Below are 26,519 nucleotides of genomic sequence, written 5' to 3'. Positions count from 1 at the left end.
CTCAGAGATTTATCATACTGAATTCATGGAGTTAATCAAATTACTTCGTAAATAATCTACATAGGGGCCAATTTTTGGTAGTAGGAATGGAAACAAGAAAACCATATTCCAGTCATATGGAATATGGCCATTATCTTAACGTATATGATATCAATCGATTATAGACGAGTTACGTTAGCAGCTTGTGGACCACGGTTTCCTTCAACGATTTCAAATTCAACGTCTTGGCCTTCTTCTAAACTCTTGAAGCCTTCACTTTGAATGGCACTGAAGTGTACGAATACGTCGTCTCCACCTTCACGCTCGATAAATCCAAAACCTTTTTCTGCATTAAACCATTTTACTTTTCCTACCATGTTATATGGCCTCCTTAAAAAAACAAACTTTGTTAACAGTAGCAAACTGAAGATGACCCGGTACAACTCTAACTGAATAAAGAGGCCGCAGTAAAATCAATTCCTGACTAATTAACACTATTGTAACTATATTACTTTTTATCCTAAAAAGCAAATGAACATTATCGGTTTGTAATCGTTTCAGGGTACAAATCGTGGTTCATTAGGCGGAAGTTTGCCATTTCTTCATATTTAGTTCCTGGTCTTCCATAGTTGCAGTAAGGGTCAATGGAGATGCCTCCACGTGGCGTGAATTTCCCCCACACTTCAATATATCTCGGATTCATCAAATCGATTAAATCATTCATAATCGTATTGACACTATCTTCATGGAAATCACCGTGATTACGGAAACTAAATAAATACAATTTTAGCGATTTACTCTCCACCATTTTAACATCAGGGATATAACTAATGTAAATCGTAGCAAAATCCGGTTGTCCTGTTTTTGGGCATAGCGTTGTAAACTCCGGACAGTTAAATTTCACAAAATAATCTCTTCCCGGATGTTGATTATCAAACGTCTCTAATACGCTTGGGTCATACTCATAATTGTATTTTGTATTTTGGTTCCCTAATAATGTAACATCCTGTAAGTCTTCATCTTTGCGGCCTACCATTATGTTTTCCACCTTTCTCGTTTTCGAGCTTATATTTGATGTCGTTGTTCTATTCACATTTTGGCAAATAAAATGGTGAATTCGGACAATAAAATCAAAATCTGGACAATAAATGCTTCACTTCCGACAATAAAATTAAAAATCGGACAATAAATAACCGAAATTGGACAATATTTAGTTCGCAGATCCTTTTTGAAGAGATGCTAAGCCTTTTTCTCGAGCAACATCGTTAATTTTGTCACTAAAAAACAAAAAACGCACCCTAAGGAAGGATACGTATGGATTCCCTTAGTTTTTTATAGAGGGTTTGTGCTAGAACCTCTCCTGCGTTTTCACAGTTTTATTATTCTTTTATAACGAAACTAATTATAGGGAGATCAATAACCAATGTCAACGAAAAAAGTACATTTAGAAATACTTACATCATTTCAAAAAATGCGAGAAAATAAGAAAAGCGTAAGGTGCCTGCTTATTGGCGACAAGCGCTGGAGGGCCAGCAATAAGTGTCTTGCTCTTTAGACACATTTGATGGACCGAAGCGACCTCGAGCCGATGGCACCTGGAGCTAGACATCACCGAATTTTATACTTTCTTATCACCCATGAAAAAAGAGTGATAGTTGGACTATCACTCCCTGATTTTACACATCTGTATTCTTCGGTTTTTCACTAGTCGGTAATGCTTCACCCTGATTCTGATAACTAATATTATTCGGGTCCAACCCATGTCCGAGTGACCCATATCGATTACCTGCACGCGGGTCGACCAATTCATTTTGCTGATAATACAGTCGCGGCGTTTTAAATAATGCAATCATCGCCTGTAAGAAAGGCATTTCATGGTAGCGCTCAGGCCAACGCTGTTTGATTTGCTCTTTTACTAATGGATAGTATTTCGGGCTAATCGATGGAAATAAGTGATGCTCTGTATGATACGAAAAATTAAAGTGAATTGCATCTACCCACTTCGGAACTGTCACTGATAAACTGTTGGCTAGCGGGTCATTCACAGGTACTAGTGGATTCAATCGATGGTTCGTCGAAATATACGACATGACAATGAAATTTGCTATTAATAATGGAAGTAAGAAAACAAAGATCCAATTTGTAAATCCAATCCAAAACAGAAGACCAATCCATGATGCCCAAGGCAAGATTAACTGTAACCAAACTTTAGGACGGTTTCTTGGATCAAAATCTTTAATGTATACTTTAAACATTCTTGATGAATGTACAGTAAACGTCATTGCGAGTGAGAATAAACTAAATGTAGCACGAATAAATAAAGGAATACGATACATTAAACGCACTAACTTATTTTTTTCTAAATGCTCAGCTGTGATCCATGCATCTGGATCTTTATGTTCGTCTTGCGTGTGAACATGGTGATTCATATTATGCCATTTGCGCCACAAGCTTGGCCCTGTACATAACGGCCAAAAGGATATTGCCCCCAATAAGTCACGGAGCCACGGTTTTCTTACCACGGTTCCATGTAAAATTTCGTGTCCTAAAAAGCCAAGGCTAGCATAACAAGCTCCTAATACAAGAGCTATAAGCAGATTGAGCCAAAGGTTTAACTCAAGCAAACCAACAGCTAAAAAGCCTGCGACAATCACAACCAAAAATGCTAATCCACCTAATAAACGAGATGGTACTGGCTTAAACGCCTCTTTAGGAAGATGAGGTTTTATTCGGGCAGCGTACCAAGATAACGATTGATATTCTTTCATTTCTTTCCCCTTCCGATTTCACTCAAATTGTTTTCATACATTTCCTATTGTTTCTTTAAAATCTTCCTTTAAACACTAAAAGTTCCAATTAACTTTCATTAGTTTTATCGTAACAGTATTTAGTGATGAAAATCAATAGTTTTTTATTACCTGATACTAATAGCTATTATTATTAGTTAGTATTGGAAATATATGCATTTCTATCCATGAAGAATTATAAAGTTTATTCATTTCTCAAAAAAAAGCTGACTCCCTATTGTGTAATCCCCTCGACGCTAATGAATTAGCTACTTTTGAGAAGGCTCACACTTTATGGAGTCAGCATGTCTTTTTATTTAATTACAGGTCGACGTCTTCTTCTGTCCGGATTCCTTTGTTTTGGTTAAACATTTTTTCTACAAGCATTTCCGGTTGCTTTTCAATAATGAGTAAGTCTACATTAGCTTGTGGCATAAACCCTGCCGTTGCCGCTTTTTTTATCAGCTCACTAACTGGTTCATAGTAATTTAAAACATTTAAGGCGCCGATCGGTTTCTTATGGATGCCAATTTGGGCCCAGCACATGACTTCAAATAACTCTTCAAATGTTCCAATTCCGCCTGGTAATGCAATATAACCATCGGCTAATTCGGACATTAACGCTTTTCGCTCATGCATCGTTTCTGTTTCGTGAAACTCCGTTACTAAAGGGTGAATGATTTCTCTTTTAAATAAATTTTTCGGCATAACACCTGTCACTTTTCCGCCTGACTTTAAGACACTGTCAGCGATACTTCCCATTAAACCTATTTTCGATCCGCCATAGACTAACTCAATATTTTGTTCCGCTAAAATACGCCCTAACTGAACAGCACTCTGTTCAAATTCAGGACTTGCACCTACATTTGAACCTGCAAACACACATATTCTTTTCATCGTGTCTCTCCTACATCAATAATCTTAAACTTACTGTAATTTTAACATGTTCATCAACCTATCTTATTGATTGGTTTATTTTTTTTACTAAAAAGAAAACATAATAGAATAAATCTATTTTTATGATAACCTGTAATAGTATGAATGAAAATTAAAGGAGCTATAACAAGATGACTGAAAAGAAAAAAATTAACTTACAAGAAGCAATTAAACAGCAGCTAGCCAATAAAAAGAAAAACCAAGGACAAGGTGGTGTTAACTCACATTCGTCCAATCAACCTAAAAAAATGAAAAGCCAACAAACGAAAAAGATCAATAACCAGCGCAAACGGATGGGAACGTAATGAACGGACAAAACCGAAGTGATATTTCACCAGGGACTCAAGTGAATATCGTTCTAAAACAAGACCAGCGAACAGGAAAATTGACGAACGGTATTGTAAAGGACATCTTAACGAAATCAAGCTTTCACCCCCATGGCATCAAAGTTCGCCTTCAGGACGGTTCCGTTGGTCGTGTAAAAGAAATTCTTTAATAACCAGTATGATATATGATCGTTTGAAAATGACACAATAAAAGGTGTTGCATAAAAAAAGGTGACACATACAAAAAAGGGTGCCAGGTACCTTTAGTACACTAAAGGACCTGGCACTCTTTTTTTATAATTTAAACGAACTTTTTAACGATACAATTAAGTTAAAGACTAATTGATCGGTTGTTGTATGTTTAGGGTCCACATTGAAGTAACCATGTCTGAAGAACTGGAACTTATCGTTCGCTTTTGCTTCGGTCATGTTCGGCTCTACAAACCCTTTAAAGATTTCTAATGAATTTGGATTCACATGATCTAAAAATGTTTTGCCTTCTTCTTTATCTTCATCTAAGATCAAAGGGTTATATAAGCGGAACTCGGCAGGTACAGCATTTGTTGCCTCTACCCAATGAAGAGTTCCTTTAACCTTTCTCCCCGTAAAGCCCGTACCACTCTTTGTTTCTGGGTCATACGTACAACGAAGTTCAACGACATTTCCATTGTCGTCTTTAATCACTTCTTCACATTTAATAAAATACGCGTGTTTTAAACGAACTTCATTCCCTGGGAATAAGCGGAAGTACTTTTTCGGTGGATCTTCCATGAAATCTTCTTGTTCGATGTAAATTTCACGAGAAAATGGAATTTGACGCGTCCCCATTTCCGGATTTTCAGGGTTAATTTCCGCATCAAGCATTTCGACTTGCCCTTCAGGGTAATTCGTAATAACCACTTTTAACGGTTTGATAATCCCCATCGTACGTGGAGCCTTTAATTTTAAATCTTCACGAACAAAGTGCTCTAGCATTTGGACATCTACTGTACTATAGCTTCTCGCTACCCCGATTTCTCGGCAGAAATTACGGATCGATTCAGGTGTAAACCCTCTTCTTCTTAAGCCTGAAATCGTTGGCATGCGCGGGTCATCCCAGCCGTCTACTACATTTTCATCCACTAATTGTTTCAAATTTCGCTTACTCATAATCGTGTTTGTTAAGTTCAAACGAGCAAACTCAATTTGCTTTGGAGAAGCTTCCATTTCACAATGTTCAACGACCCAGTTGTATAACGGGCGATGATCTTCAAACTCGAGCGTACAAATCGAATGGGTTACCCCTTCAATCGCATCACCTAGTGGATGAGCAAAGTCATACATCGGATAGATGCACCACGTATCTCCTGTATTATGATGTGTCGTGTGCGAAATACGATAAAGAACCGGATCTCTCATATTTAAGTTAGGAGACTCCATATCAATTTTTGCTCGTAATACTTTTTCACCGTTACCGAATTCACCGTTCTTCATGCGCTCAAATAGATCTAGGTTTTCATCAACCGAACGATTGCGATTTGGACTCTCTTTACCAGGCTCAGTCAACGTTCCACGGTACTCTCTAATTTGTTCAGCGGTTAAATCATCCACATAAGCTAAACCTTTTTTAATCAGCAGTACTGCACGCTCATACATCTCGTCGAAATAATTAGAAGCATAGAAGAGTCCATCCCAGTCGTAACCTAACCATGTTACATCTTCTTTAATCGAGTCAACAAATTCTTGATCTTCTTTTAGTGGGTTTGTGTCATCAAATCGCAGGTTCGTTTTTCCTTTAAACTCATCAGCTAGTTCAAAGTTTAAGACGATTGATTTAGCATGACCAATATGTAAGTAGCCATTTGGCTCTGGAGGAAACCGAGTGACTACCTCATCGTTTCTTCCTGATTTTAAATCTTCAGTCACAATGTGTTTAATAAAGTTTGACGAATTATTCGTACTCTCCATCCACCTCAACCTCTCTATTTCACTGTTCATTTTATTAGTAGTTATATCATAAAAACACAAAGATAGCTATGAATGACACGCTATTAAAGTAAAATTCATCCACTACTATCATACTCACCATCGCGTCATTGTAAACGTAGGTCTAACCCTCCTTCTAAAGTCTGATTTTTCCCACATAAATCACCCATCCAAATATGTAATCGAACTTCAACCCTCTGCCAGACGTTTCCAAGTACAATCCATCTTAAAATGAAAGTAACAAAAATACAGGAGTGATGAAAGATGCAACATTTTGGATACGATGGACTAATCAATGAAAAGAAAAGGAAAGTTGACCAAATCTCAAAAGATGGTTGGAAATTCTCCACAAACCCCCTCAACAAACACTCTTGGTTCAATAAACTAAACAGGAAAGTCACCACAAAAAAGAGAATAAATCTAAATACACACTGCTGCTAGGGGTGCCAGGCACCTCCAGCGCAGCAACACAATAGCGCATTAAAGGTACCTGGCACCACCAGCAGAGTACTGCAATAGTGCGTTAAAGGTGCCAGGTACCGTTTTTCTAAGGGGGGATAACAGTGGATCGCCATCAAGAGATGACAAAGTTAAAGACAATTAAAGTGATTGCTGAAACATTGAATCAAGGAAATAACTTGGAAGAAATGCTGCAAACGGTATTAAAGGAACTGTTACAAGTGACCGAACTCCAAACGGGTTGGATCTACTTAATTGATCCAGAAGGAGACTATCAATTAGTGGCTGACATCGACCTCCCCCCAGCCTTAAGCTGGCAAGCAAAAAAACCGATGTGCGAAGGAAACTGTTGGTGTGTTAAAGAATACAATGACAATACCTTAAATAGAGCATTTAATATTATCGGCTGTAAACGACTAGACGATGCCATTAAATATCAATGGGGTGAAACAAACGAGATCACCCACCATGCAACAGTTCCCCTTCAAGCGGGAGACGAACGCTTCGGCCTGCTCAATGTTGCAGCACCTCATAAGTCACGTTTTGCGAAGAATGAGCTTGATTTGCTAGAGGCTGTTGCCTTTCAAATCGGTACTGCTATTAAACGAATGAAACTATACCATAATGAACAAAAACGTGCCGAACTCTACCAAACGTTAGGTCAATTCAGCGTAAACATTAACGCCCAGCGAGCTACCGAAGAACATCTAATATATTGTGCTGTAAATGAAATAAACCGTTCATTTTCCTGGTCCGGAATTGAACTACAATGCAACCAACTAAAAGCAGCCATACAGCCAATTACTAAAGTCCCTCTTCATACAATAGAAAAACAGTTCCAGATTGGTGAAACGAACGGAAACTTAACCATTTCACATGAACAACTTGATTCTATTGATGACGAAATCATCCAACAGCTAAGTCACCATCTTGGTATCTTATTTGAAAATTCACGGATTGACTCAAAATCAAGAGAAATTGCCCTCATCCAAGAACGTAACCGACTCGCAAGAGACTTGCACGATTCAGTCAATCAGCTGCTATTCTCACTATCTCTTACAGCTCGCGGTATGAAAGACTTGAAAGACTTAGATAAGCTGCACAACTCCCTATCCTACATCCAAGAACTCTCACAAGAAGCCTTACAGGAAATGCGAAGTCTCATTTGGCAGCTACGGCCATCTGGCTTAGAAAACGGGGTCATAAGCGCGTTAAAGTCGTATGCTGACACGTTAAAATTAAACATCGACGTCGATTTATCCGGAGTACTCAATGTACCTAATTCAATTAAAGAGTGCTTGTGGCGTGTTGGACAAGAAGCATTAAATAATATTAAAAAACATGCGCATACCCCTAAAGCGAAAATAAACATTGAAGCCGAAAGAAATCTAGTCAAAATGACCATAGAAGATGAAGGAATTGGGTTTGACCCTGATACCGTCAAAAATGGTGCTTCCATCGGGCTCTCTAGTATGAGGGAACGAGTCGAACTGCTTGGAGGAACCTTTCAAATCAATTCAACTGTAGGAAAAGGTACGTTATTATCTATTTCTTTTCCTAAATAAGGAGAGATAAAAAATGACCATTCGTATTCTCATTGCCGATGACCACCATGTCGTACGCAGAGGATTACGCTTTTTTCTAGATATGCAATCAGACATTCAAATAGTTGGCGAAGCGATCGACGGCCAGGGTGCCATTGATAAAGTCAATGAATTACATCCAGATGTAGTCTTAATGGATTTGGTAATGCCGACAATGGATGGGATTGAAGCAACGAAAAAAATTAGAGAAACGAACCGTACGATAAAAATTCTTATATTAACGAGTTTTTCCGATCAGGACCATGTAATTCCTGCCATACGAGCAGGAGCTAACGGCTACCAACTAAAAGACATTGAACCAGATGAATTGGTTAAAACGATAAAGGCTGTTTATAACGGACAAAGTCAATTACATCCCGAAGTCACACATCACGTGTTAACGCATATGTCTGGAGAAAGAGAAGAGCAATTAATTGATACACTAACAAAACGCGAAAAAGAAGTGCTGCTTGAAATTACAAACGGAAAAAGCAACAAAGAAATTGCGGCGGCACTTTTTATCACAGAAAAAACGGTAAAAACACACGTTTCCAATCTTTTAAGTAAACTTGAACTGTCCGATCGAACACAAGCTGCGCTTTATGCAATTAAGCATGGACTGAAATAAGATCTCCATCAAAAGTTGTAGAAGGATTTCAGTATGATTCCGTCTATTTCTCTAGGAAAATTTCAATCCTTTCACGGATGGTCTAGCTATTATTTTTTTATACAATAATACTATAGACAACGAGCAAAGGAGAGAAAAATAATGAATGTATTAGTTATAAACGGAACACCAAGAAAACACGGCAGAACACGGATATTAGCTTCATACTTAGCTGATACGCATAATACAAACTATATAGATTTAAGCAGCTTCTCGCTTCCTCTATATAATGGGGAAAAAGACCAACAAGACATTCGAGAAGTAACTCAGTTAAAGGAAATGGCACTAAAGGCCGAAGGCTTTATTTTATGTACACCAGAGTATCATTCAGGAATGAGCGGCGTATTAAAAAATATGCTAGATTTCCTCGGCAGTGACCACTTCAAAAATAAACCTGTTGCTTTAATCGCTGTTGCAGGTGGAGGTAAAGGCGGCATTAATGCCTTAAATAACATGAGAACGGTCGTCCGGGGATTATACGGTAATGCCATTCCTCGCCAACTCGTCTTAGACCCTGTTCATTTTGACAATGAGCAAAGAATGTTATCTAGCGATGGTAAAGAATTAGTAGAAAATGTAGTTGATGAGTTTAACGTATATTTGGAAACAGCTAAGAGACTGTCTTTCATGTAATAAGTGCAAAAGAGTCTAGCTTCTCAACCATTAGTTGGTGCGAGGCTAGACTTTTTTAATTACCTTGACTTCGCCCTACTACCTTTTCCCCTAAAACTAGTTATAATTATTCCCATATATTAATTATTATTCCATATTACGGACTCAAAGCGACCAAATCCACTCCATTATTTTCTATAAATACATGATCATATTCCTATCTTTCTACTTCTCTATCTTTTTATGTACCAACTACTACTTAATTACCCCTTATTATTTCGTTAAGCGAAACTTTAGGAATAGGAAATTAATCCTGCTTCGACCGGTTTTTGCAGTTTTTTATGCTAATATATAAAATTTTCACTCTATTAAATAAATCTTTTATACCAAGAATTTCACCCTACTTTATATTAATATACTAACTACCGTGACTTTTTAGAAAATTCATTCTCCTGCACAGAGCTGGATTTTCACAAACTACTATTATTTAAGGAGAGGATTTTATTGTTTCAACGCAGCAAGAATTCCTTTAAAGGAATTATCTTTTCACTCGTATTCTTATTAGCATTCTCATCGTTTGCTGGCTTTGCTGGAGCAAACACAACTCAAAATTCAGCTAAAGCATATGGTGAGTTTGACTTCTCATCGTCTGACGTAGTTCCAGTTATTGTTCAGCTGAATGAGCCTTCAATCATTGAAGCAAAGCATAAAGGTCAAAAGCAGTCTAAACAAAACTTAAAAAAGGTACGTGACAACGTAAAAGCGGACGTACAAAAAGTAGCACAAAACGCGAAATTTAACCGTGAATATGATTACGTATTCTCAGGTTTCTCTGTAGAAGTAAAAGAAAGTGATATTCCAGAACTTTTAAAAGTTCCTGGCGTAAAAGCAGTCTATCCAAACGTTGAGTATACTGTTGATACGGTTGGTGAAGGCGTAGAAATTGATGCATTTGAAATCTCACCTGAGATGCTAGACAGTGCTCCATTTATTGGATCTGACAAAGCATGGGCAGAAGGTTTCACTGGTAAAGGAATTACAGTAGCTGTCCTTGACACTGGTGTTGACTATAAACACCCTGATTTAAAAGATAACTTTGGAGATTACAAAGGATGGGACTTTGTTGATAACAATGACTCTCCTCAAGAAACTCCAGTTGGCGACCCTCGCGGTGGTGCAACTAACCATGGTACTCACGTAGCTGGTACAGTAGCTGCAAATGGAGCAATTAAAGGTGTAGCTCCAGAGGCAACATTACTTTCTTATCGTGTTCTTGGTCCGGGTGGACGTGGAACAACTGAAAACGTAATTGCAGGTATTGAAAGAGCGGTACAAGATGGTGCCGACATAATGAACTTATCTTTAGGTAATTCATTAAATAACCCAGATTTCGCAACTAGTCTTGCACTTGATTGGGCAATGGCTGAAGGTGTTGTAGCCGTTACTTCGAACGGTAACAGCGGTCCAAATAACTGGACAGTAGGTTCACCTGGTACATCTCGTGAAGCAATCTCTGTTGGTGCTACACAATTACCATACAATCTATTTTCATCAGTAATTGAAACTTCTGACGGTGTTGAATACCCATCAGCAAAAGTAATGGGCTTCCCAAGTGAAGAAGAATTACTTGCCCTTAATGGTGAATTTGAATTTGTTAACGTAGGTTTAGGTTATGCAGCGGACTTTGCAGGTAAAGACGTTGAAGGTAAAATTGCATTAATCAGCCGTGGTGAGTTTGCATTCGTTGATAAAGCGACAAATGCTGAAGCTGCTGGTGCAGTTGGTATTATTATGTACAACCACCTTGCTGGTGAAATGCCAGATGTTCCTGGATTAGCATTACCAACTATTAAAGTAACTAATGTTGATGGACTAAAACTTGTTGAAGAATTAGAAGCTGGAAACAATACCGTTTCATTCGATATCGCATTTGACCGTGAAGTCGGTGAAACAATGGCAAACTTCTCTTCTCGTGGTCCAGTTATGGATACATGGATGATCAAGCCTGACGTTTCAGCTCCTGGTGTAGCGATCGTGAGTACAGTACCGACTCACAACTCAGCACAACCTCATGGTTACGCGTCTCTACAAGGAACTAGTATGGCTGCTCCACACGTAGCGGGTGCTGCAGCACTTATTTTACAAGCGAATCCGAACTGGAGCGTAGACTTTGTCAAAGCTTCTCTTATGAATACAGCTGAAAACCTTTATGACATTAACGGTAATTTATACCCTCACAACTCTCAAGGAGCTGGAAGTATTCGTGTCGTTGATGCAATTAATGCAAAAACTTTGGTTACGCCTGGTAGCCACTCTTTCGGGGTATTCTTAAATGGTGAAGAAACGGAAGTAAGATCTCAACAATTTACAATTAATAACCTATCAGAACAACGTAACCGTTATTCATTTGACGTGAACTTTAAAGAAAAAGGCGTTAAAGTAACAACAAGCCGAAATCTTGTCGTACAACCTAACCGTTCACAAGATGTAAACTTCAATGTACATGTCGATGCTAATCTAGCACCAGGATACTACGAAGGAACAATTACAGTAAGTAACGGAACAGAAACATATGAAGTTCCAACCATTCTATTTGTTGGCGATCCACGTCCATAATGAAATAGAAAGACATGAAAAGGATCAGAGACTTATAATCTCTGATCCTTTTTAAGGTATCTAAAATTTGCACTTAGCCTTAAATTCCACATGCCGTGTTCTTCTTCATATAATCTAGAACTAGCTCTTTCCCTATCGGCTTCCCCACAAAATACCCTTGAACCGCATCACATTGTTTGAACTTTAGAAACTTTAACTGCTCTTCGTTTTCAACACCTTCGGCCACAACACCTAGTCCTAAACTGTGAGCAAGCGAAATAATGACGGATGCAATGGCTTGATTGGCTTCATTCTCATGTGCATCATAGATAAAGGAACGGTCGATCTTTAACGTATCAATAGGAAACTGATTTAAATAACTTAATGACGAAAATCCTGTGCCGAAATCATCAATAGAAATGAAAACCCCTAATTCTTTCAACTGCTTCAGCTTATACGCTGCCTGTTTCGGTTCCTTCATCACCGTACTTTCGGTTAATTCTAATTCTAAAGCATTAGGACTGAGACCTGTTTCTTTTATTATTTTTGCGATCAGTTCAGTAAGGTCATGCTTTTGAAATTGTTGCGCTGATAAATTAACACTGACCGTTAGTGGGTAACCTGCGTCATGCCACATCTTGCATTGTTTACATGCCTCACGAAGAACCCACTCTCCCATTGGAATAATTAGGCCCGTCTCTTCTGCTAATTCAATAAATTGACCAGGATATATGAGCCTACTATCATCTTGCCGCCAACGGATCAGTGCTTCCATTCCATAGATAACCCCCGTTTTTATGTTCAGCTTCGGCTGGTACTGGAGAATAAACTCATTTTTTTCTAATGCTTGCCTCAAAGAGATTTCCATTTCCATTCGCTTTTGTGCACTGTCCTTCATGACCGTATTAAAAAAGCGGAAACTATTTCTCCCCTGTTCTTTTGAACGATACATCGCAATGTCAGCATTTTGAATTAAAGTATGGATGTCTTCACCATGATCAGGGACGATACTAATTCCTATACTCGTTGAAACTTTAAAATTTTGCCCTTCAATAAAAAACGGCTCGTCCATCGCTTTCATGATTTTTTCACAAACTGTAACGGCTTCTCTATGATCCTTAAGATGAGGAAGAATAATAATAAACTCATCCCCTCCCAGTCTAGCCAGTGTATCATTTTCACTGATGGAGTAATGTAATCGTTTTGCGACTTGCTGCAACAAAAGGTCACCGGCTTGATGCCCTAAACTATCATTAATCACCTTAAAGTGATCTAAATCTAGCAGTAAAAAAGCTAGTTTTTCATTGGGAGTTCGTTCTTTCGTTAAATATCTCTTAATATGGGTATGGATATACCAGCGATTAGGAAGTCCTGTAAGGGAATCATGGTAAGCCATATGTTCCACCTGTTTTTCTGCCTTTTTACGATCGCTAATATCCCTGCTTAATCCTAAATATAATGTACGCTCTCCAACATGTATTAAACCTACATTCGTATCAGCTGGAAAAATAGATCCGTCTTTCCGTAACATCCCATGTTCATAATTAAAGGTTTTAAATTGAGCTACTTTTTCATAAACATTCGCTAATTCATCAGCAGATAAGGAGACAATATCTTTAATTGATAAATTCAACAAATCTTCTCTAGAATAGCCTAACTGGTTACACGCTGCGGTATTTACGTCGATTATTTTACCCTCACTATCACTTAGAAAAAAGCTGTCTGCAGCTTGGTCCACTAACTTCCGAAAAAGCTCTTCGCTTTCTTTTAGCCGCTTTTCAGCCTTCACCCGGTCCGTAATGTCTAGTGCAAACCCAAGAAGATACTCTTTCTTTAATTCATCTTCTATTGAAATAATCGTTTTTCCTGTATATACATAGCCTTCTAGACCTTGGAAATCAGTCATTACTTCTTTCGTAAACAGCTGCTTTGTCTCCCACACGTGTAAATCATCTTGACGAACTTTTTCAGCAATAGGCTTCGTAAAAAAATCAAACACTTTTTTTCCAACCAACTCTTCACTTGTTAACCCATTGCAATCACACGCTTGCTTATTCGCAAAAACCGTTCTTCCTTCATAATCTTCTAAAAAAATATTAATCGGTAGAGCATCAAGGATTTTTGTATTCAATTTTTCTTCCGTACGTAATTGAAGTAAAAGTTGAGCCTCTCTTTTTTCCAGCTCTTCTATCCGCTTGCTCAACTCAACTTCTATCGGTGACTGATTTCCCGATTTCATTCCTGTCACTCCCTGAGGTTTATAGTTTTATAGAAACTATTAAATCTGCTACTTATCTATTAGTAAGAAACTCTAATCAGTAAAAAATTCTATATAAATCTATCTTATATTTTCAAAAAGCAAAAGGTCTGTTAAACGACCATATATTTACCATTTTACTATAAAAATTTAACAGAAACTCAATATTATCGATTGACGTTCTTGTCTTTTTTAAGACAAAAGTTGTAGTTTCACATTATATGTCCTCTCATATAATACCAAATTATCTTATTATCTACTTCAATACATTCCAAAAGTACTAAAACCGATCTATTTCTACTTTCAAAAACCATTCTATTGAATTATTTTCCAACATTAACAATATAGAAACAGTTTTTAAATAATTCTTTAAAACTCGTTTGCTAGATTTTTTATAGAACAACTTCTATGTTTTGCATCCTAAAAATTATTAGGGAGGCATATTAATGGTAAACAATGGTATGAACAGGAGAGACTTTTTAAAAGTTGGAGGAATGAGTACGCTTGCATTAACGTTAGGAACTACGGGTGTAATGTCTTTGGCAGATCAAACAAAGGCCTTAGCATCAACAGCAGACCTAACAAAAGGCAGAGGCTGGGGTGGATACGGCCCTCTAGTAAAAGACCCGAATGGAATTATTGACCTGCCAGAAGGATTTAATTACAAAATCATATCTACAACTGGAACAGCCATGGTAAATCCAAGTGGTGATTTAGTTCCTGGTTTACCTGATGGAATGGCTGCTTATCAAGGTCCAAAAAAGAACACTACTATCCTTGTTCGTAACCATGAGTGTGGTACAAACCACCAATACCCTGTAAACGGTAAAAACCCTTGGAGCAAAGGTGCAGCTGGTGGAACGACTGCACTTGTCGTTGGCCCAAATCGTGAAGTCATTGATGAGTACGTAACCAACTCAGGGAACATTCGTAACTGTGCTGGTGGTGCATCGACTTGGGGGACATGGTTAACGTGTGAAGAAACACGTAACCTCGGGCATGGGTTTGTATTTGAAGTCAACCCTCTTGATCCTGAAAATGAAATGTCTAAAACACCAATTCGTGATATGGGTTATTTCTCTCATGAGGCATGTAGTGTCGACCCGGCTACTGGCATTTGGTATTTAACAGAGGATAGTGAGCCTTCATTCTTCTATCGATTTACCCCTCATGATCGCAGCCAGAAATTAGGGTCACTTCAAAAGGGCGGAATTCTTGAAGCAGCTGCACTTGATGAGCTTCCTGGTAATATGGCAAGTACATTTGCACCTGGACAAAAAGTAGGTATTGTATGGAAACAAGTAAATCCAGAACGTGCAAAAGAAGATGCGAGAGATCTCGGTTGCATTCGTTTTACACGACTTGAAGGTTCTTGGTTTGGAGGCGGGGCATTCTGGTTTGATGATACTAGTGCACGTTCAGAAACTGCACCAGCTCGTCATGGCCGTGTCTACCGTTACTTCCCAGCTACAAATACGTTAGAGCTATTCTTTGAATCCAATGATATGAATGATTTGCGTCGTCCAGATAATGTAACGATCACACCTTGGGGAGATCTTTGGATTGCTGAAGATGGTAACCCGCTTGGAGATCGTATTATCGGTTTAACACCTGAAGCTAATGTTTATACGTTTGCTCAAAATTTCATCGATGAATTTGCCGGTGTTTGTTTCTCTCCTGATGGCCGAACAATGTTTGTCAATATTCAAAATAAGCCTGGTATGACCCTTGCAATTTGGGGGCCATTTGCTAGAAGAAATAACGCTAACCAATTTGCGATGAGCCATGCAGCTCCTCCAGCAGGTTTTGCTCCACAGCTTTCTGATAAAGTACTAGCCTATGCAGAAAGAGAAGGCATGTCTCCTTTAGCTGCAGCTGTATTAGATCGCCATGGGGTCACTTTATAATTCTAACTCCATGCCTAATAAGCCCGTTAGATTTTAATGAGGAGGTTTTCCCATGTTATCAAACATTGGTATTCCAGGACTTATCCTTGTCCTTGTCATTGCATTAATTATTTTTGGGCCTTCCAAACTACCTGAAATCGGAAAAGCATTTGGAAGTACTTTAAAAGAGTTTAAGAAAGCAACGAATGAATTAGTCAATAGTGATAGAATGAAAAAAGTAACATAGAAGAAAAAACAACTCTTCAAGCTTTAGAACAAACGAATAGTAGTAAAACAGGAAGTTAAAATTGCAGGTGGAAAGATGTAAGCAGGTATTAGCTATCACTTACATCTTTCTTTCTCTTTTTTGTAGAAACAACCCGCATTAGCTAGAGCAACCAACCGCACTCGTATTTAATCTACTAAAACAGTAGCTCTTACTTTATTTCATATTTACAAATAATTCATGAAAATTAACAAAAAATTTAGAACCTACATACCTTTTTTTCTACAATCATCATACAAAAGACCCGAACAAAAATTCTTTTTCTCTTGCAAACGCTGTGCATTTTAATTAAGAAACTTTCTATTAGAACACAAGTCATTCTAATAGTTTTACTATTACACAAAAAATAGCACTTTGGTATTAAATGCTTATTTTTACATATTAAACACAAACTATACATAAACCATTAACACTTCTCTGCTAAATTTTTAATAGAGTTACTTAACATATCAGGCTTTTAAAACAAGGGAGGTACATAGATGGACAATAAACAAATGAATAGACGTGATTTTCTACGAGTAAGTGGAATAAGTACAATTGCCTTAACTTTAGGGACAACAGAATTATTTCCTCTTAGTGGACAAGCTAAAACGATCCCCCAGGGACGTGCCAATAACCCTACGAGTGGGTTTGGTGGATACGGTCCATTAGTAAAAGACCCAAACGGGATTCTCGACCTCCCAGAAGGGTTTCAATATAAGATCATCTCTCAAACAGGAGATAAACTCTCCAATGGCGCCCCTATTCCTGGTGCGATGGATGGAATGGCAGCATTCCAAGGAAAGCACAATACAACTGTTCTAGTTCGAAACCATGAGCAAGCATTAGATGCTAAGTACCCCGTTTACGGTAGTAACCCATTTAATAGTATGGTAGCTGGTGGAACAACTGCTCTTGTTGTAGGACCTGATCGAGAAGTTGTTAAGGAGTATGTAACGAATTCTGGAACTGCAGTTAACTGTGCAGGTGGTGCTTCTACATGGGGAACTTGGTTAACCTGTGAGGAAGTAGCATACAACGATGGTGCGATGGAGCATGGTTTTGTATACGAAGTAGACCCAAATGATCCAGAAAACCAAATGTCTAAAACACCGATTAGAGATATGGGCTTCTTTTCACACGAAGCTTGCAGTGTCGACCCTGCTACTGGCATTTGGTATTTAACAGAAGATGCTCGACCTATTAGCTTCCTTTACCGCTTCACTCCAAATGACAGAAGCCAGAAATTGGGATCGTTACAGAAAGGTGGAAAGCTCGAAGCCGCAGCTATTGATGAACTACCTCACTCAACTGCAAGTCAATTTATTAATGGTCAAAAGTTCGGCGTCGTCTGGAAAGAAGTAAATCCAGAAGATGCTCATCAATCTGCCCTAAAACAAGGCTGTATTCAGTTTAGACGACTCGAAGGCGCTTGTTTCTCAGCAGGTGTTTTCTGGTTTGACGATACAACTGCACGCCGGGTTTATCGTTACCTCCCGTCGACAAATACGTTAGAGCTATTCTATGAGTCGTCTGACGCTAACGACTTGAAATCTCCCGATAATATAACTATCACTCCATGGGGAGACCTTTGGATTGCTGAAGATGGAAGCGGTCACGACCGTGTGATTGGCTTAACACCTGAAGGAAATGTGTATCCTTTTGCTTATAATCGATGGAACGATTCTGAATTTGCAGGACCATGCTTTTCGCCTGATGGAAAAACATTTTTCGTTAACATTCAAGAACCAGGTATGACATTGGCCATATGGGGCCCTTTTGCTCGCAGGAACGCTGCTAGACAGGTTGTGATGGGGCATGCTGCACCTCCTGCTCATTATGCGCCAAAGATCTCAAACAACGTAGCCGAGTTTGCTGAACAAAATGGAATATCTCCATTAGCAGCTGCAGTATTAGATCGCCACGGTGTAACTATCTAAATCAATCATTACATCTTAAATACTTTAAATAAATGGAGGTTGTTTTTATATGTTAGCCAATATTGGGATACCAGGTTTAATTCTTGTTTTAGTCATTGCCCTTATTATTTTTGGGCCTTCTAAGTTACCTGAGATCGGAAAAGCGTTTGGAAGTACTCTTAAGGAATTTAAGAAAGCCACAAATGAACTAGTCAATGATGAACATGAAGCCAAACCTGAAGAAAAAACTAGACTTCAAGCTGTTGAACAAAAAAAGTAAAGCAAAACGTAAACATAGGGTGGTGCAGGTAAGTTTTATCTACCTACACCTTTTCTCGAGAAAGAAGGGCTCTAGATGGAAAAAGAAGAAATGCAGCTCGTTGATCATTTAACCGAGTTAAGAAAAAGAATTATTGTAACATTTATTATTTTTTTCATGGCACTCATTGGTGCTTTTGTCTTTGTACAAGACATCTATCAGTATCTCGTCAAAGATTTAGACGGAAAATTAGCTTTATTAGGTCCTGGTGACATCCTATGGGTTTATATGATGCTAGCGGCTGTTGTTGCCATTGCTGTGACCATACCAGTTGCAGCCTATCAAGTATGGAAGTTTATCAAACCAGCCCTGAAAAAGGAAGAACAACGAGCGACTCTCATGTTTATTCCAGGATTATTTTTCTTATTTATTGGCGGAATTTCGTTTGGGTACTTTGTTCTCTTCCCACTCGTCCTTTCCTTCCTATTAAATATTGCGGGTGATCAATTTGAAACGTTTTTTACAGCAGAACGGTACTTTCAATTCATGCTCCATTTAACCTTACCATTCGGTTTTTTATTTGAAATGCCTGCTGTTGTTATGTTCCTTACTAAGTTAGGAATCGTTAACCCACAAAAGCTTGTTAAAGGAAGAAAGTTTGCTTATTTCATTCTCATTGTTGTCTCTGTCTTAATAACACCACCTGATTTTATATCAGATGTCTTAGTAATTATTCCTTTACTAGTTCTGTATGAGATTAGTATTACTTTGAGTAAATTTGTCTATCGAAAAAGTAAAAGTATTTCTACCGAAGCTGAAGCGGCTTCAAGTTAAAGAGGAGGAGTATTACAATGGTATCGGTTTGTCCTAGACACGTAAAAGAAGGCTTAGATGTTCTAGATGTCCCACACGTGTATAAAATAGACCAAAAGAATGAGGAAAAGAAAAAAACCTGTAAGTGTCAATTTTGTCATCTGAATGCAAATTACAAATTAGATAGTTTGACCTCTTTTCAAAAGCAACAAAAACCCCTTGATAAGTAATAAAGAAAAAGCCTTAGATGAGAATTTAAGGCTTTTTTTACGTGTTATCGTGTTCCCCGACATATTTTAACTAATCGAGCAGGTTCCACGTAGTTTAGATCATCCTAGCTTTTCCTAACAACAATGTCCCTCTCCTGCTACATCCTTCGTTTTATTACTAGCCTCTAAAACCGTTCACTATATTCCTTTTACTCTATTGAAACATAGTCGTAGCGCTTTACGTTGAGTGTGTGTTCGCGACCTTTACATTAGATACATAGACCAATAATAATCCAGCAATACTAGGGTATTCTCTCACTTTATTTTTGCTCTACCATAGAAGCAAAGTAAAAAGATGTCGATAAGATCAACTTACCGACATCTTTACAACTTTTTTATACAGCTTTTTCTTTTTTCGGTTCTTCTATTTTACTTGGTTCATCACTCATAATTTCACTAGTAGAACGCTTGAATTCACGTAAAGTTTGTCCAAAAGCTCGTCCAATCTCAGGGAGTTTTGATGGGCCAAAAATAATTAAAGCAATGACTAGTACTAAAATAAGACCTGGTATTCCAATGTTCTGTAACATATCATATCACTCCTTTCTTAAAATCCTTTAATTGCAACAACTGCAGGTCTAGGCATTGTATCCCCCGGACGGTGTGGCCACATACTTGTAGGTTTTTTGATATCTCTTGTTTGTTCACCTGGGTGTTGAACAGATAAGAATAATGTTTTCTGGTTAGGCGTCCACCAAGGCCCTGTCAATTCCGATTCAACTGGACCAGAAGCAAATTGGAAAGCTTGTCCCTTCTTGTCCCCAGTCGTAGGGATAACAAACATTCCGTTATTTTTGAAGGGCTCATAGGCCCCTTTGTTTAACGAACTTGTTGAAATGTCAGTTACTGTCCAGAGGTTCCCATGACGGTCGAAGTCTAGGTTATCTGGAGCACTAAAGCCGCTTTGCGTTCCACCAACAGCAAAGATTTCAAAAGAGAATTCAAGTGAACCGAGGTCACCATTTTTCTCAAAGAAACGTGTAATGTGACCATGGAAGTTCCCTCTATTCGAGTTGTTTGTATGCGCGATAAAGATTGTGTTATCTATCGGACTAATTTCAATATCTTCTGGTCGATCTGTTGGAGTTGCCCCAAGTAAGATCGCGGCATCATGTGCATGTACAAGCACATCTGCTTGAGTTTGGAACTTGTTTAATAACGCACTCTCGTTATCTTTTCCCTTAGCTGCTTCACGAACATTTTCAATCGTTAAAGCCACCCATTGTCCAGCCGCCATATCAGCTGCGTAGAGTGTGCCATCCTCAAGTAGTTTAGAATTTTCTTTTCCTTTAGCTTCGTTATATTTACCTTTACTAATATATTTATAGACGCAAGCATCTCTCTTATCATCACCAGAGTAGACGACTACACGACGATCCTTTGATAGACCCATTGCGCAGTTTTCATGATGGAAACGTCCTAATGCAGTATGTTTGCGAGGCTTGAAGTACTTATCATCTTTATCAAATGGATCAACTTCAACAACCCAGCCATAGTGTGTCGTATCAAGTCCTGCGGTGTCAGCAGTTCTTTCCCAATTTTCTTCACATGATAAAACGGTGCCCCAAAGCGTTGCTCCACCTGAACAGTTAGCAAATGTTCCTTGCACTATCGTTGCCCCATTTACGGCGGCAGTCCCTCTTGCCGGTCCTACCATTTCAAATGGAGCTAGTCCAGAAATTCGGCGAGCATATTTAGATGTAGTATCCATCTTCCACTCTTTCGTTTTAGGGTCTTGATACACTTCAATAATTGCTAATCCTTGATTGTATAACAATGATTCAATCTGCTTTGGAGAATAGCCTTTTGAGACGTCCCCCTCTACAAACAACGGATTTGTATATTCGTGGTTTACAAGAAGAAGGCCTCGTTGACTACCTTGGATTGGTAAATACATTGTAAAGTCACAGTTAAACCCGAATGTATCTCCCTTTTGGTTAATGACATCTCCATATGCTGCAATGACATTGTATGTATATCCTTCTGGAAGAACAAGCTCGTCCATTGCTGTCGGCGCAATGGGTTTAAAGTCAATTCTTGATGCACGATTTTCATATCCGAATAAACTACTTCTTCCTTTATCTGCAGCCGATACCTTCGGTGCTAGTGCTCCTAAACCTGTAGAAGCAACTGTTAATGCCGTCATCCCCGTACCTACATAGGTTAAAAATTTTCTACGACTTACATCCATTTTTCTACACCTCTTCATTAAAGTTTATGTTCCAACGAACTCAATAATATATAAACAGTGTTAAGAAAATTTGGTTACTGTGTAAGTAATTTGTTGAGAGAATGTAAGGATTGTAAATTTGCGGAATATTAGTACTGTGTCCTTTTTCCTTATTTCCATTTGCTATGTATATCTTTACTAGTTTTGAGTAAAAAGACATCCTTTTACGTAGTTCCTAATGTTCAATCATAATTTTGATAGAAATTAATGCGGTTTACCATCGGGTATTGAATGTTAAAGTGCAAACTTCAATCGTAATCTCCTGTCCTTTCATCTAAAGCTTAGATTTTAATAAAAAGAACCAAACCTCCGAAGAAGTTTGGCTCTATTCTTATACTGCCTGGGATACCTTTTTACCCTGTTGCAGTTGATGCATTTGATAATACTTGCCTTTTCGTTGCAATAGCTCATCGTGTGTTCCTCGCTCGACGATTTCACCTCGGTCTAATACGAGAATTTGATCTGCATTTCGGATCGTTGATAACCTGTGTGCAATAATAAAAGTTGTTCTTCCTTTTTTTACGACATTCAACGCATGTTGGATCATCGCTTCTGTTTCCGTATCGATATTTGCCGTTGCCTCGTCTAAGATTAAGATCGCCGGGTCATAAGCTAATGCCCTTGCAAATGAGATCAATTGACGTTGACCAGCTGATAGAGTACTTCCTTTTTCTAATACGGGTTCGTCGTATTGCTGTGGTAGTTTTTCAATAAACCTGGTTGCACCAACGTCTTGTAAAGCTTTTTCCACTTGTTCATTAGAAATTTTAGGATCCTCTAAGCTCACGTTCGAAGCAATCGTTCCTGAAAATAAGAATGGATCTTGCAGAACAATTCCCATGTGCTTTCGCAGTTGCTGTCTTGGAATATCGTTTGCATTCATGCCGTCAATCGTAATTTTGCCTCGATTGATATCATAGTACCTAAACAGGAGATTAATAATCGAGCTTTTCCCTGATCCCGTATGCCCAACTAACGCAACGGTCTCTCCTTTATTGGCTGAAAACGAAATGTTTTTTAGAACATCATGTTCTCCGTCATAGGAGAACGATACATTTTCAAAACATACATTTCCTTCATAACGCGGAATTTCGCCTTCATTCACGACTTCTCCCTTTTCATCAAGAAGTTCAAATACTCGTACAGACGCAACCCGTGCTTGTTCTAATTGGGCCAGCTGATTAACAATGTCAGTAACCGGTTGAAACAAGCGGTTTAAATAGTCAACGAAGGCATACAACATACCAATCGAGATGACTCCTGCCATTCCAATCGACTGCCCGCCAAAGTACCAAATCAAAACAACAAAGGCGATATTTCGAAGCACAAACACTAAGTTATGCGAAGTCATTGCATTTAAGCTTAGGAGCTTGTTTTGATACGTAAAATGCTCCTCATTTAACTTCTCAAATTCTTTGGCCGTTTGTTCTTTTCGGCGAAAGGCACGAATGATTGGCATCCCTTGAATCGATTCGTTAATCATTCCGTTAATGTCACTTACTCTTGATCTAATCAGGTGATTATACTTTGAAGCGAACTTTCGGTACAAGATCATCCAAAGGACAATAACTGGTACGAGAAGCAACGTAATCATAGCTAATCTCGAATCAAGTAAGAATAACGCAATAAATATCCCTGTCATATAAATTGCACTTGTAAAAAATGTAGCTAACACTTTCACATAAAGCTCTCGTATCGCTTCTGTATCATTTGTTACACGTGAAACAATTTTCCCTGCTGGTCGATTATCAAAGTACGTAATCGGCAGGCGCTGAATATGCTCGAACACGTCTGTACGCATCTTTTGAATGATTCGGTTCGCTGCTGTTTGAAGCATTAACGCCTTACCGTATTGGAAAAACGCTGCAATAATGAGCAGAACCACATAAAAAGCTAAGAGCATCACCATCGGCTTTATTTCAGGTTGATAAAAGGCAAATATCTGTTGTTGGCTCAGTTTTTCAACTTCAAAGCTCGCTGTCTCTGTTCCTTGCGTTACGGTTAGGGTACTGCCTTCGACTGTTCGATTTCCATTGAAAGGCAAATGCTCTGAAACGACGTAAAAAGAACGTCCAGCTTGAACAATTTGTATTTCGTTACCTGTCTGCTGTTCTGGTGCTGCATGGATGCTGCGCGTATAAAATCCATCGTTATACCAGACCGTTTGATCGCTTTCCTCCGTAACCTCGACCCATGGACTTTCAATTCCTAGCATATGGTCATCTATCATTTTCTTAGCAATAAACGGACCTGTTAATTCCGCTGCAACAGCAATCGTCAGCATGACTAGTGCGATAAAAATTGTCTTTTTATAAAGCATTGCATATTGAAAAAGGCGCTTTCCTGTTGTTTGTTGTTTCATTTAACTCACCTCACCGTATGAATCAGCTTGTTGGCGATCATATTGTTCTTTATACCAACCATTTTGTTGCAGGAGCTGATCGTGTGTGCCTTCTTCCACAATTTGTCCCTCGTCCATAACAACAATCCAATCGGCATGCTGTACGGCCGAAAGGCGATGCGCCGTTATAAATGTTGTCTTTCCTGCACGCTCACGGCGAATATTTTCGATAATTTTTGCCTCAGTTTTTCCATCTACCGCTGACATCGCATCGTCCAAGATCAGGATTTCCGGATTTTTAATTAACGCTCTTGCTATCGAAATTCGTTGTTTTTGTCCACCTGAAAGAGCTACTCCTTTTTCTCCGACTAACGTATCGAGTCCCTTTGGCAGGGCCATTAAGTCTTTTTCAAATGCTGCTAGTTCCAGTGCTGCATCAATCTCTGTTACGCTAACTTCTGCCTTGCCAAACTGAAGATTTTCACGGATCGTACGTGAAAAAAGAATTTGTTCTTGCGGTACATATCCGACCCAAGAGTGTACTGTATCAATCGGCACTTTTTGCAGTGGTACATTATCAATATGCAGATCACCTTTGCCAATCGGATACTCTCGCAGAAGCTGCTTCAGTAACGTCGTCTTCCCGCTTCCTGTTTTTCCGACAACTCCTATTGTCTCGCCTCTATCAACAAATAATGAAATTTCCTTCAAGTTATCTGTCGTTGAAGACGGGTAACGAAATGAGTACTGAGAGAGGGATATGGTACCAGGTACCTTAAGATCTGTCGGTTCAGCATCATCTTGAACATCAGCTGGATAACCAAGCGTTTCATTTACTCGGTCTAATGAGGCATTTCCTCTTTGCAGGACATTAATTAGTTCACCTACAGCAAACATCGGCCAAATTAACATTCCTAAATACACATTAAAGGAAATTAACTCCCCGAGTGTTATCGTCTGATGAAAAACTAGATACGCTCCGTATCCTAGTCCAATGACGTAACTAAAACCGACAAGAATTTTTACAGTCGGTTCAAATAAAGCATCGACTTTTGCTACAGCAATATTTTTGTTGTACACATCTTCTGTCATTTCGTTAAAACGCTTTTCATCTGCTTTTTCTTGAACATAAGCACGAATGACTCGAACACCTGAAACCGATTCTAGGACATTATCATTCAACTTCCCAAATGAGTCTTGTGCAATCGTAAAACGTTGGTGAATAAGCTTTCCGAAATAGTTGATCGCAAGGGCCATAAACGGCAACGGCAACAATGCAGCAAGTGTCAGCTGCCAGCTGATCGTAAAGCCCATGACTCCGATAATAATGATCATGAAGATCGTCGAATCGACTAAGGTCAAAATTCCAAATCCTGCCGTCATTGAAATTGCTTTTAAGTCATTAGTAGATCTCGCCATTAAGTCACCGGTACGGTTTTTCTCATAAAACGTAGGCGTCATTTTTAGAAGATGAGCCATAAAGCGTGTTCTCATAATTCGTTCAATTAAATATGCGCCACCAAATAATTGGTACATCCATACATACGTAATGATGTAACTGACAACGATGAGTCCACCGTAAAATACGAGTAGTTCAACAAGGCGCTCGGTTGTCATTTGTCCGAAGTGTATATCATCAATCGCCATCCCTATAAGTTTAGGTGGAATGACATCTAAAAAACTTACAATAATTAATAATGTAATTGCGACAGTATATCGCTTCCAATATTGTTTAAAAAACCAGCCTAATTTCCACAGGACTGAAAACATAATCTACGTTCCTCCTCAGTTGCTCAATTCATAAAAGTTCGTTAGCCGCTATCTATCAAATCCCACCCAATCATTTGAATAACCATCTTTTTCAGCATGTTAAAAACTCCCTTCAACTTTTCTATTTATTGCAACGAGCATGAAAAGCTCGGAACAACCACAACATATGAAACCGCGGCACTAACAATGTAACGTATTCAGCTTTAGTGTAATTAAACATATCGCTTATTCCATCAGAGAAAGGAACGAAATTAAACTACGTCCTTGGAATGAAACCATAATTACATCTCTACAACTTTAGTGTTGCATGTGCTAAAGCACAAAAAGGCACCATGCTTGGGCGCACGGTGCCTAAAAAAGACATAAAAATAACGTACGTCACTTTGTTCGTGACCTACGGCTGAATTAGAGTATACGCACAAATATAGACGTAGCTTACACTCGGTCCTTATGGCGGGTCACATGTACATTTGAAGTTGTGTTTCGTGTCAATTGGAACTGCTTCATTTCGTAACCCTCCTTTTCAATGTATATTTGCATTTATAAGTGTATATTTTTCCAATAATTGTGTCAACAAGATTTTGAAAACTTCTTATTTTTCG

The 26,519-nt window shown here is 38.6% G+C and carries 21 protein-coding genes and 1 riboswitch; of the genes, 11 read left to right on the top strand and 10 right to left on the bottom strand.

Features of this window, described 5'->3' with window-relative positions:
• Window positions 1-158: 158 nt before the first annotated feature.
• The 4 genes from cspD to AC2VNP_RS09090 form a co-directional block, all read right to left on the bottom strand.
• The gene (gene cspD, locus AC2VNP_RS09105; protein ID WP_236035100.1) at window positions 159-356 is read right to left on the bottom strand and encodes a cold-shock protein CspD; all 198 of its coding nucleotides are present in this window, start codon (window positions 354-356) and stop codon (window positions 159-161) included.
• 161 nt (window positions 357-517) lie between these two features.
• Window positions 518-1,015, bottom strand: a complete 498-nt coding sequence (gene queF, locus AC2VNP_RS09100) for a preQ(1) synthase (protein ID WP_486917027.1) — start codon at window positions 1,013-1,015, stop codon at window positions 518-520.
• A 282-nt stretch (window positions 1,016-1,297) separates the two neighbouring features.
• Window positions 1,298-1,343, bottom strand: a riboswitch (PreQ1 riboswitch).
• Window positions 1,344-1,655: 312 nt separating this feature from the next.
• Entirely contained in the window at window positions 1,656-2,747 is a 1,092-nt protein-coding gene (gene desB / locus AC2VNP_RS09095; protein WP_486917026.1) for a Delta(10) desaturase DesB, read from the bottom strand.
• Window positions 2,748-3,086: 339 nt separating this feature from the next.
• Window positions 3,087-3,662 carry an LOG family protein gene (locus tag AC2VNP_RS09090; RefSeq protein WP_486917025.1) on the bottom strand — a complete coding sequence of 192 codons (576 nt, stop codon included), beginning with the start codon at window positions 3,660-3,662 and terminating at the stop codon, window positions 3,087-3,089.
• Window positions 3,663-3,832: 170 nt separating this feature from the next.
• Between AC2VNP_RS09090 and AC2VNP_RS09085 the strand changes: the two genes are divergently transcribed.
• Together AC2VNP_RS09085 and AC2VNP_RS09080 are read left to right on the top strand one after the other, a co-directional pair.
• Window positions 3,833-4,006 carry a hypothetical protein gene (locus AC2VNP_RS09085; protein ID WP_486917024.1) on the top strand — a complete coding sequence of 58 codons (174 nt, stop codon included), beginning with the start codon at window positions 3,833-3,835 and terminating at the stop codon, window positions 4,004-4,006.
• Window positions 4,006-4,197: a YwbE family protein gene (locus AC2VNP_RS09080; protein ID WP_486917023.1), complete on the top strand. Its 192-nt coding sequence runs from the start codon at window positions 4,006-4,008 to the stop codon at window positions 4,195-4,197. The genes AC2VNP_RS09085 and AC2VNP_RS09080 overlap by 1 nt, the downstream gene beginning before the upstream one ends.
• A gap of 124 nt (window positions 4,198-4,321) precedes the next feature.
• On the opposite strand, the gene AC2VNP_RS09075 is transcribed toward AC2VNP_RS09080, so the two are convergent.
• Complete coding sequence (locus tag AC2VNP_RS09075; RefSeq protein ID WP_486917022.1) at window positions 4,322-5,974, bottom strand: glutamine--tRNA ligase/YqeY domain fusion protein; 1,653 nt, start codon at window positions 5,972-5,974, stop codon at window positions 4,322-4,324.
• Between the two features lie 581 nt (window positions 5,975-6,555).
• On the opposite strand from AC2VNP_RS09075, the gene AC2VNP_RS09070 reads away from it, so the two are divergent.
• The 4 genes from AC2VNP_RS09070 (at window position 6,556) to AC2VNP_RS09055 (ending at window position 11,929) form a co-directional block, all read left to right on the top strand.
• Complete coding sequence (locus AC2VNP_RS09070; RefSeq protein WP_486917021.1) at window positions 6,556-8,016, top strand: GAF domain-containing sensor histidine kinase; 1,461 nt, start codon at window positions 6,556-6,558, stop codon at window positions 8,014-8,016.
• Between the two features lie 13 nt (window positions 8,017-8,029).
• Window positions 8,030-8,662 carry a response regulator gene (locus AC2VNP_RS09065; protein WP_486917020.1) on the top strand — a complete coding sequence of 211 codons (633 nt, stop codon included), beginning with the start codon at window positions 8,030-8,032 and terminating at the stop codon, window positions 8,660-8,662.
• Window positions 8,663-8,803: 141 nt separating this feature from the next.
• Window positions 8,804-9,334 carry an NADPH-dependent FMN reductase gene (locus AC2VNP_RS09060; RefSeq protein ID WP_486917019.1) on the top strand — a complete coding sequence of 177 codons (531 nt, stop codon included), beginning with the start codon at window positions 8,804-8,806 and terminating at the stop codon, window positions 9,332-9,334.
• 483 nt (window positions 9,335-9,817) lie between these two features.
• Window positions 9,818-11,929: a S8 family serine peptidase gene (locus tag AC2VNP_RS09055; RefSeq protein WP_486917018.1), complete on the top strand. Its 2,112-nt coding sequence runs from the start codon at window positions 9,818-9,820 to the stop codon at window positions 11,927-11,929.
• 79 nt (window positions 11,930-12,008) lie between these two features.
• On the opposite strand, the gene AC2VNP_RS09050 is transcribed toward AC2VNP_RS09055, so the two are convergent.
• Window positions 12,009-14,147 (bottom strand): sensor domain-containing protein, encoded by a 2,139-nt coding sequence (locus AC2VNP_RS09050; protein ID WP_486917017.1) that lies wholly within the window; start codon window positions 14,145-14,147, stop codon window positions 12,009-12,011.
• Between the two features lie 464 nt (window positions 14,148-14,611).
• Here AC2VNP_RS09050 and AC2VNP_RS09045 point away from each other — a divergent pair, with 464 nt between their 5' ends.
• From AC2VNP_RS09045 to tatC, 5 genes are all read left to right on the top strand, one after another.
• Entirely contained in the window at window positions 14,612-16,072 is a 1,461-nt protein-coding gene (locus AC2VNP_RS09045; RefSeq protein ID WP_486917016.1) for an alkaline phosphatase PhoX, read from the top strand.
• Between the two features lie 52 nt (window positions 16,073-16,124).
• The gene (locus AC2VNP_RS09040; protein ID WP_486917015.1) at window positions 16,125-16,298 is read left to right on the top strand and encodes a twin-arginine translocase TatA/TatE family subunit; all 174 of its coding nucleotides are present in this window, start codon (window positions 16,125-16,127) and stop codon (window positions 16,296-16,298) included.
• 518 nt (window positions 16,299-16,816) lie between these two features.
• Complete coding sequence (locus AC2VNP_RS09035; RefSeq protein ID WP_486917014.1) at window positions 16,817-18,256, top strand: alkaline phosphatase PhoX; 1,440 nt, start codon at window positions 16,817-16,819, stop codon at window positions 18,254-18,256.
• Between the two features lie 49 nt (window positions 18,257-18,305).
• Window positions 18,306-18,515 carry a twin-arginine translocase TatA/TatE family subunit gene (locus tag AC2VNP_RS09030; RefSeq protein WP_486917013.1) on the top strand — a complete coding sequence of 70 codons (210 nt, stop codon included), beginning with the start codon at window positions 18,306-18,308 and terminating at the stop codon, window positions 18,513-18,515.
• Between the two features lie 75 nt (window positions 18,516-18,590).
• Window positions 18,591-19,328, top strand: coding sequence for a twin-arginine translocase subunit TatC (gene tatC / locus AC2VNP_RS09025; protein ID WP_486917012.1), 738 nt, complete (start codon window positions 18,591-18,593; stop codon window positions 19,326-19,328).
• A gap of 583 nt (window positions 19,329-19,911) precedes the next feature.
• Here the strand turns inward: tatC and AC2VNP_RS09020 are convergent.
• From AC2VNP_RS09020 to AC2VNP_RS09005, 4 genes are all read right to left on the bottom strand, one after another.
• The gene (locus AC2VNP_RS09020) at window positions 19,912-20,106 is read right to left on the bottom strand and encodes a twin-arginine translocase TatA/TatE family subunit (RefSeq protein WP_486917011.1); all 195 of its coding nucleotides are present in this window, start codon (window positions 20,104-20,106) and stop codon (window positions 19,912-19,914) included.
• A 17-nt stretch (window positions 20,107-20,123) separates the two neighbouring features.
• Window positions 20,124-21,767, bottom strand: coding sequence for a PhoX family protein (locus AC2VNP_RS09015; RefSeq protein ID WP_486917010.1), 1,644 nt, complete (start codon window positions 21,765-21,767; stop codon window positions 20,124-20,126).
• A 370-nt stretch (window positions 21,768-22,137) separates the two neighbouring features.
• Complete coding sequence (locus AC2VNP_RS09010) at window positions 22,138-24,168, bottom strand: ABC transporter ATP-binding protein (RefSeq protein WP_486917009.1); 2,031 nt, start codon at window positions 24,166-24,168, stop codon at window positions 22,138-22,140.
• The gene (locus AC2VNP_RS09005; protein ID WP_486917008.1) at window positions 24,169-25,917 is read right to left on the bottom strand and encodes an ABC transporter ATP-binding protein; all 1,749 of its coding nucleotides are present in this window, start codon (window positions 25,915-25,917) and stop codon (window positions 24,169-24,171) included. It lies immediately after the preceding gene.
• Window positions 25,918-26,519: the final 602 nt, after the last annotated feature.

It is taken from the genome of Alkalihalobacterium sp. TH-98 (genome assembly GCF_057473385.1).
Note: the sequence above shows the minus strand (reverse complement) of the source record. Positions and strands in the feature narration are given on the sequence as shown.

Coding starts and splice junctions, on each gene's coding strand:
- AC2VNP_RS09010 (WP_486917009.1), bottom strand. CDS start 24,168: ATGAAACAACAAACAACAGGAAAGCGCCTTTTTCAATATGCAATGCTT.
- queF (WP_486917027.1), bottom strand. CDS start 1,015: ATGGTAGGCCGCAAAGATGAAGACTTACAGGATGTTACATTATTAGGG.
- AC2VNP_RS09040 (WP_486917015.1), top strand. CDS start 16,125: ATGTTATCAAACATTGGTATTCCAGGACTTATCCTTGTCCTTGTCATT.
- AC2VNP_RS09075 (WP_486917022.1), bottom strand. CDS start 5,974: ATGGAGAGTACGAATAATTCGTCAAACTTTATTAAACACATTGTGACT.
- AC2VNP_RS09085 (WP_486917024.1), top strand. CDS start 3,833: ATGACTGAAAAGAAAAAAATTAACTTACAAGAAGCAATTAAACAGCAG.
- AC2VNP_RS09045 (WP_486917016.1), top strand. CDS start 14,612: ATGGTAAACAATGGTATGAACAGGAGAGACTTTTTAAAAGTTGGAGGA.
- AC2VNP_RS09060 (WP_486917019.1), top strand. CDS start 8,804: ATGAATGTATTAGTTATAAACGGAACACCAAGAAAACACGGCAGAACA.
- AC2VNP_RS09005 (WP_486917008.1), bottom strand. CDS start 25,917: ATGTTTTCAGTCCTGTGGAAATTAGGCTGGTTTTTTAAACAATATTGG.
- AC2VNP_RS09090 (WP_486917025.1), bottom strand. CDS start 3,662: ATGAAAAGAATATGTGTGTTTGCAGGTTCAAATGTAGGTGCAAGTCCT.
- AC2VNP_RS09015 (WP_486917010.1), bottom strand. CDS start 21,767: ATGGATGTAAGTCGTAGAAAATTTTTAACCTATGTAGGTACGGGGATG.
- AC2VNP_RS09080 (WP_486917023.1), top strand. CDS start 4,006: ATGAACGGACAAAACCGAAGTGATATTTCACCAGGGACTCAAGTGAAT.
- cspD (WP_236035100.1), bottom strand. CDS start 356: ATGGTAGGAAAAGTAAAATGGTTTAATGCAGAAAAAGGTTTTGGATTT.
- AC2VNP_RS09035 (WP_486917014.1), top strand. CDS start 16,817: ATGGACAATAAACAAATGAATAGACGTGATTTTCTACGAGTAAGTGGA.
- tatC (WP_486917012.1), top strand. CDS start 18,591: ATGGAAAAAGAAGAAATGCAGCTCGTTGATCATTTAACCGAGTTAAGA.
- desB (WP_486917026.1), bottom strand. CDS start 2,747: ATGAAAGAATATCAATCGTTATCTTGGTACGCTGCCCGAATAAAACCT.
- AC2VNP_RS09030 (WP_486917013.1), top strand. CDS start 18,306: ATGTTAGCCAATATTGGGATACCAGGTTTAATTCTTGTTTTAGTCATT.
- AC2VNP_RS09020 (WP_486917011.1), bottom strand. CDS start 20,106: ATGTTACAGAACATTGGAATACCAGGTCTTATTTTAGTACTAGTCATT.
- AC2VNP_RS09065 (WP_486917020.1), top strand. CDS start 8,030: ATGACCATTCGTATTCTCATTGCCGATGACCACCATGTCGTACGCAGA.
- AC2VNP_RS09050 (WP_486917017.1), bottom strand. CDS start 14,147: ATGAAATCGGGAAATCAGTCACCGATAGAAGTTGAGTTGAGCAAGCGG.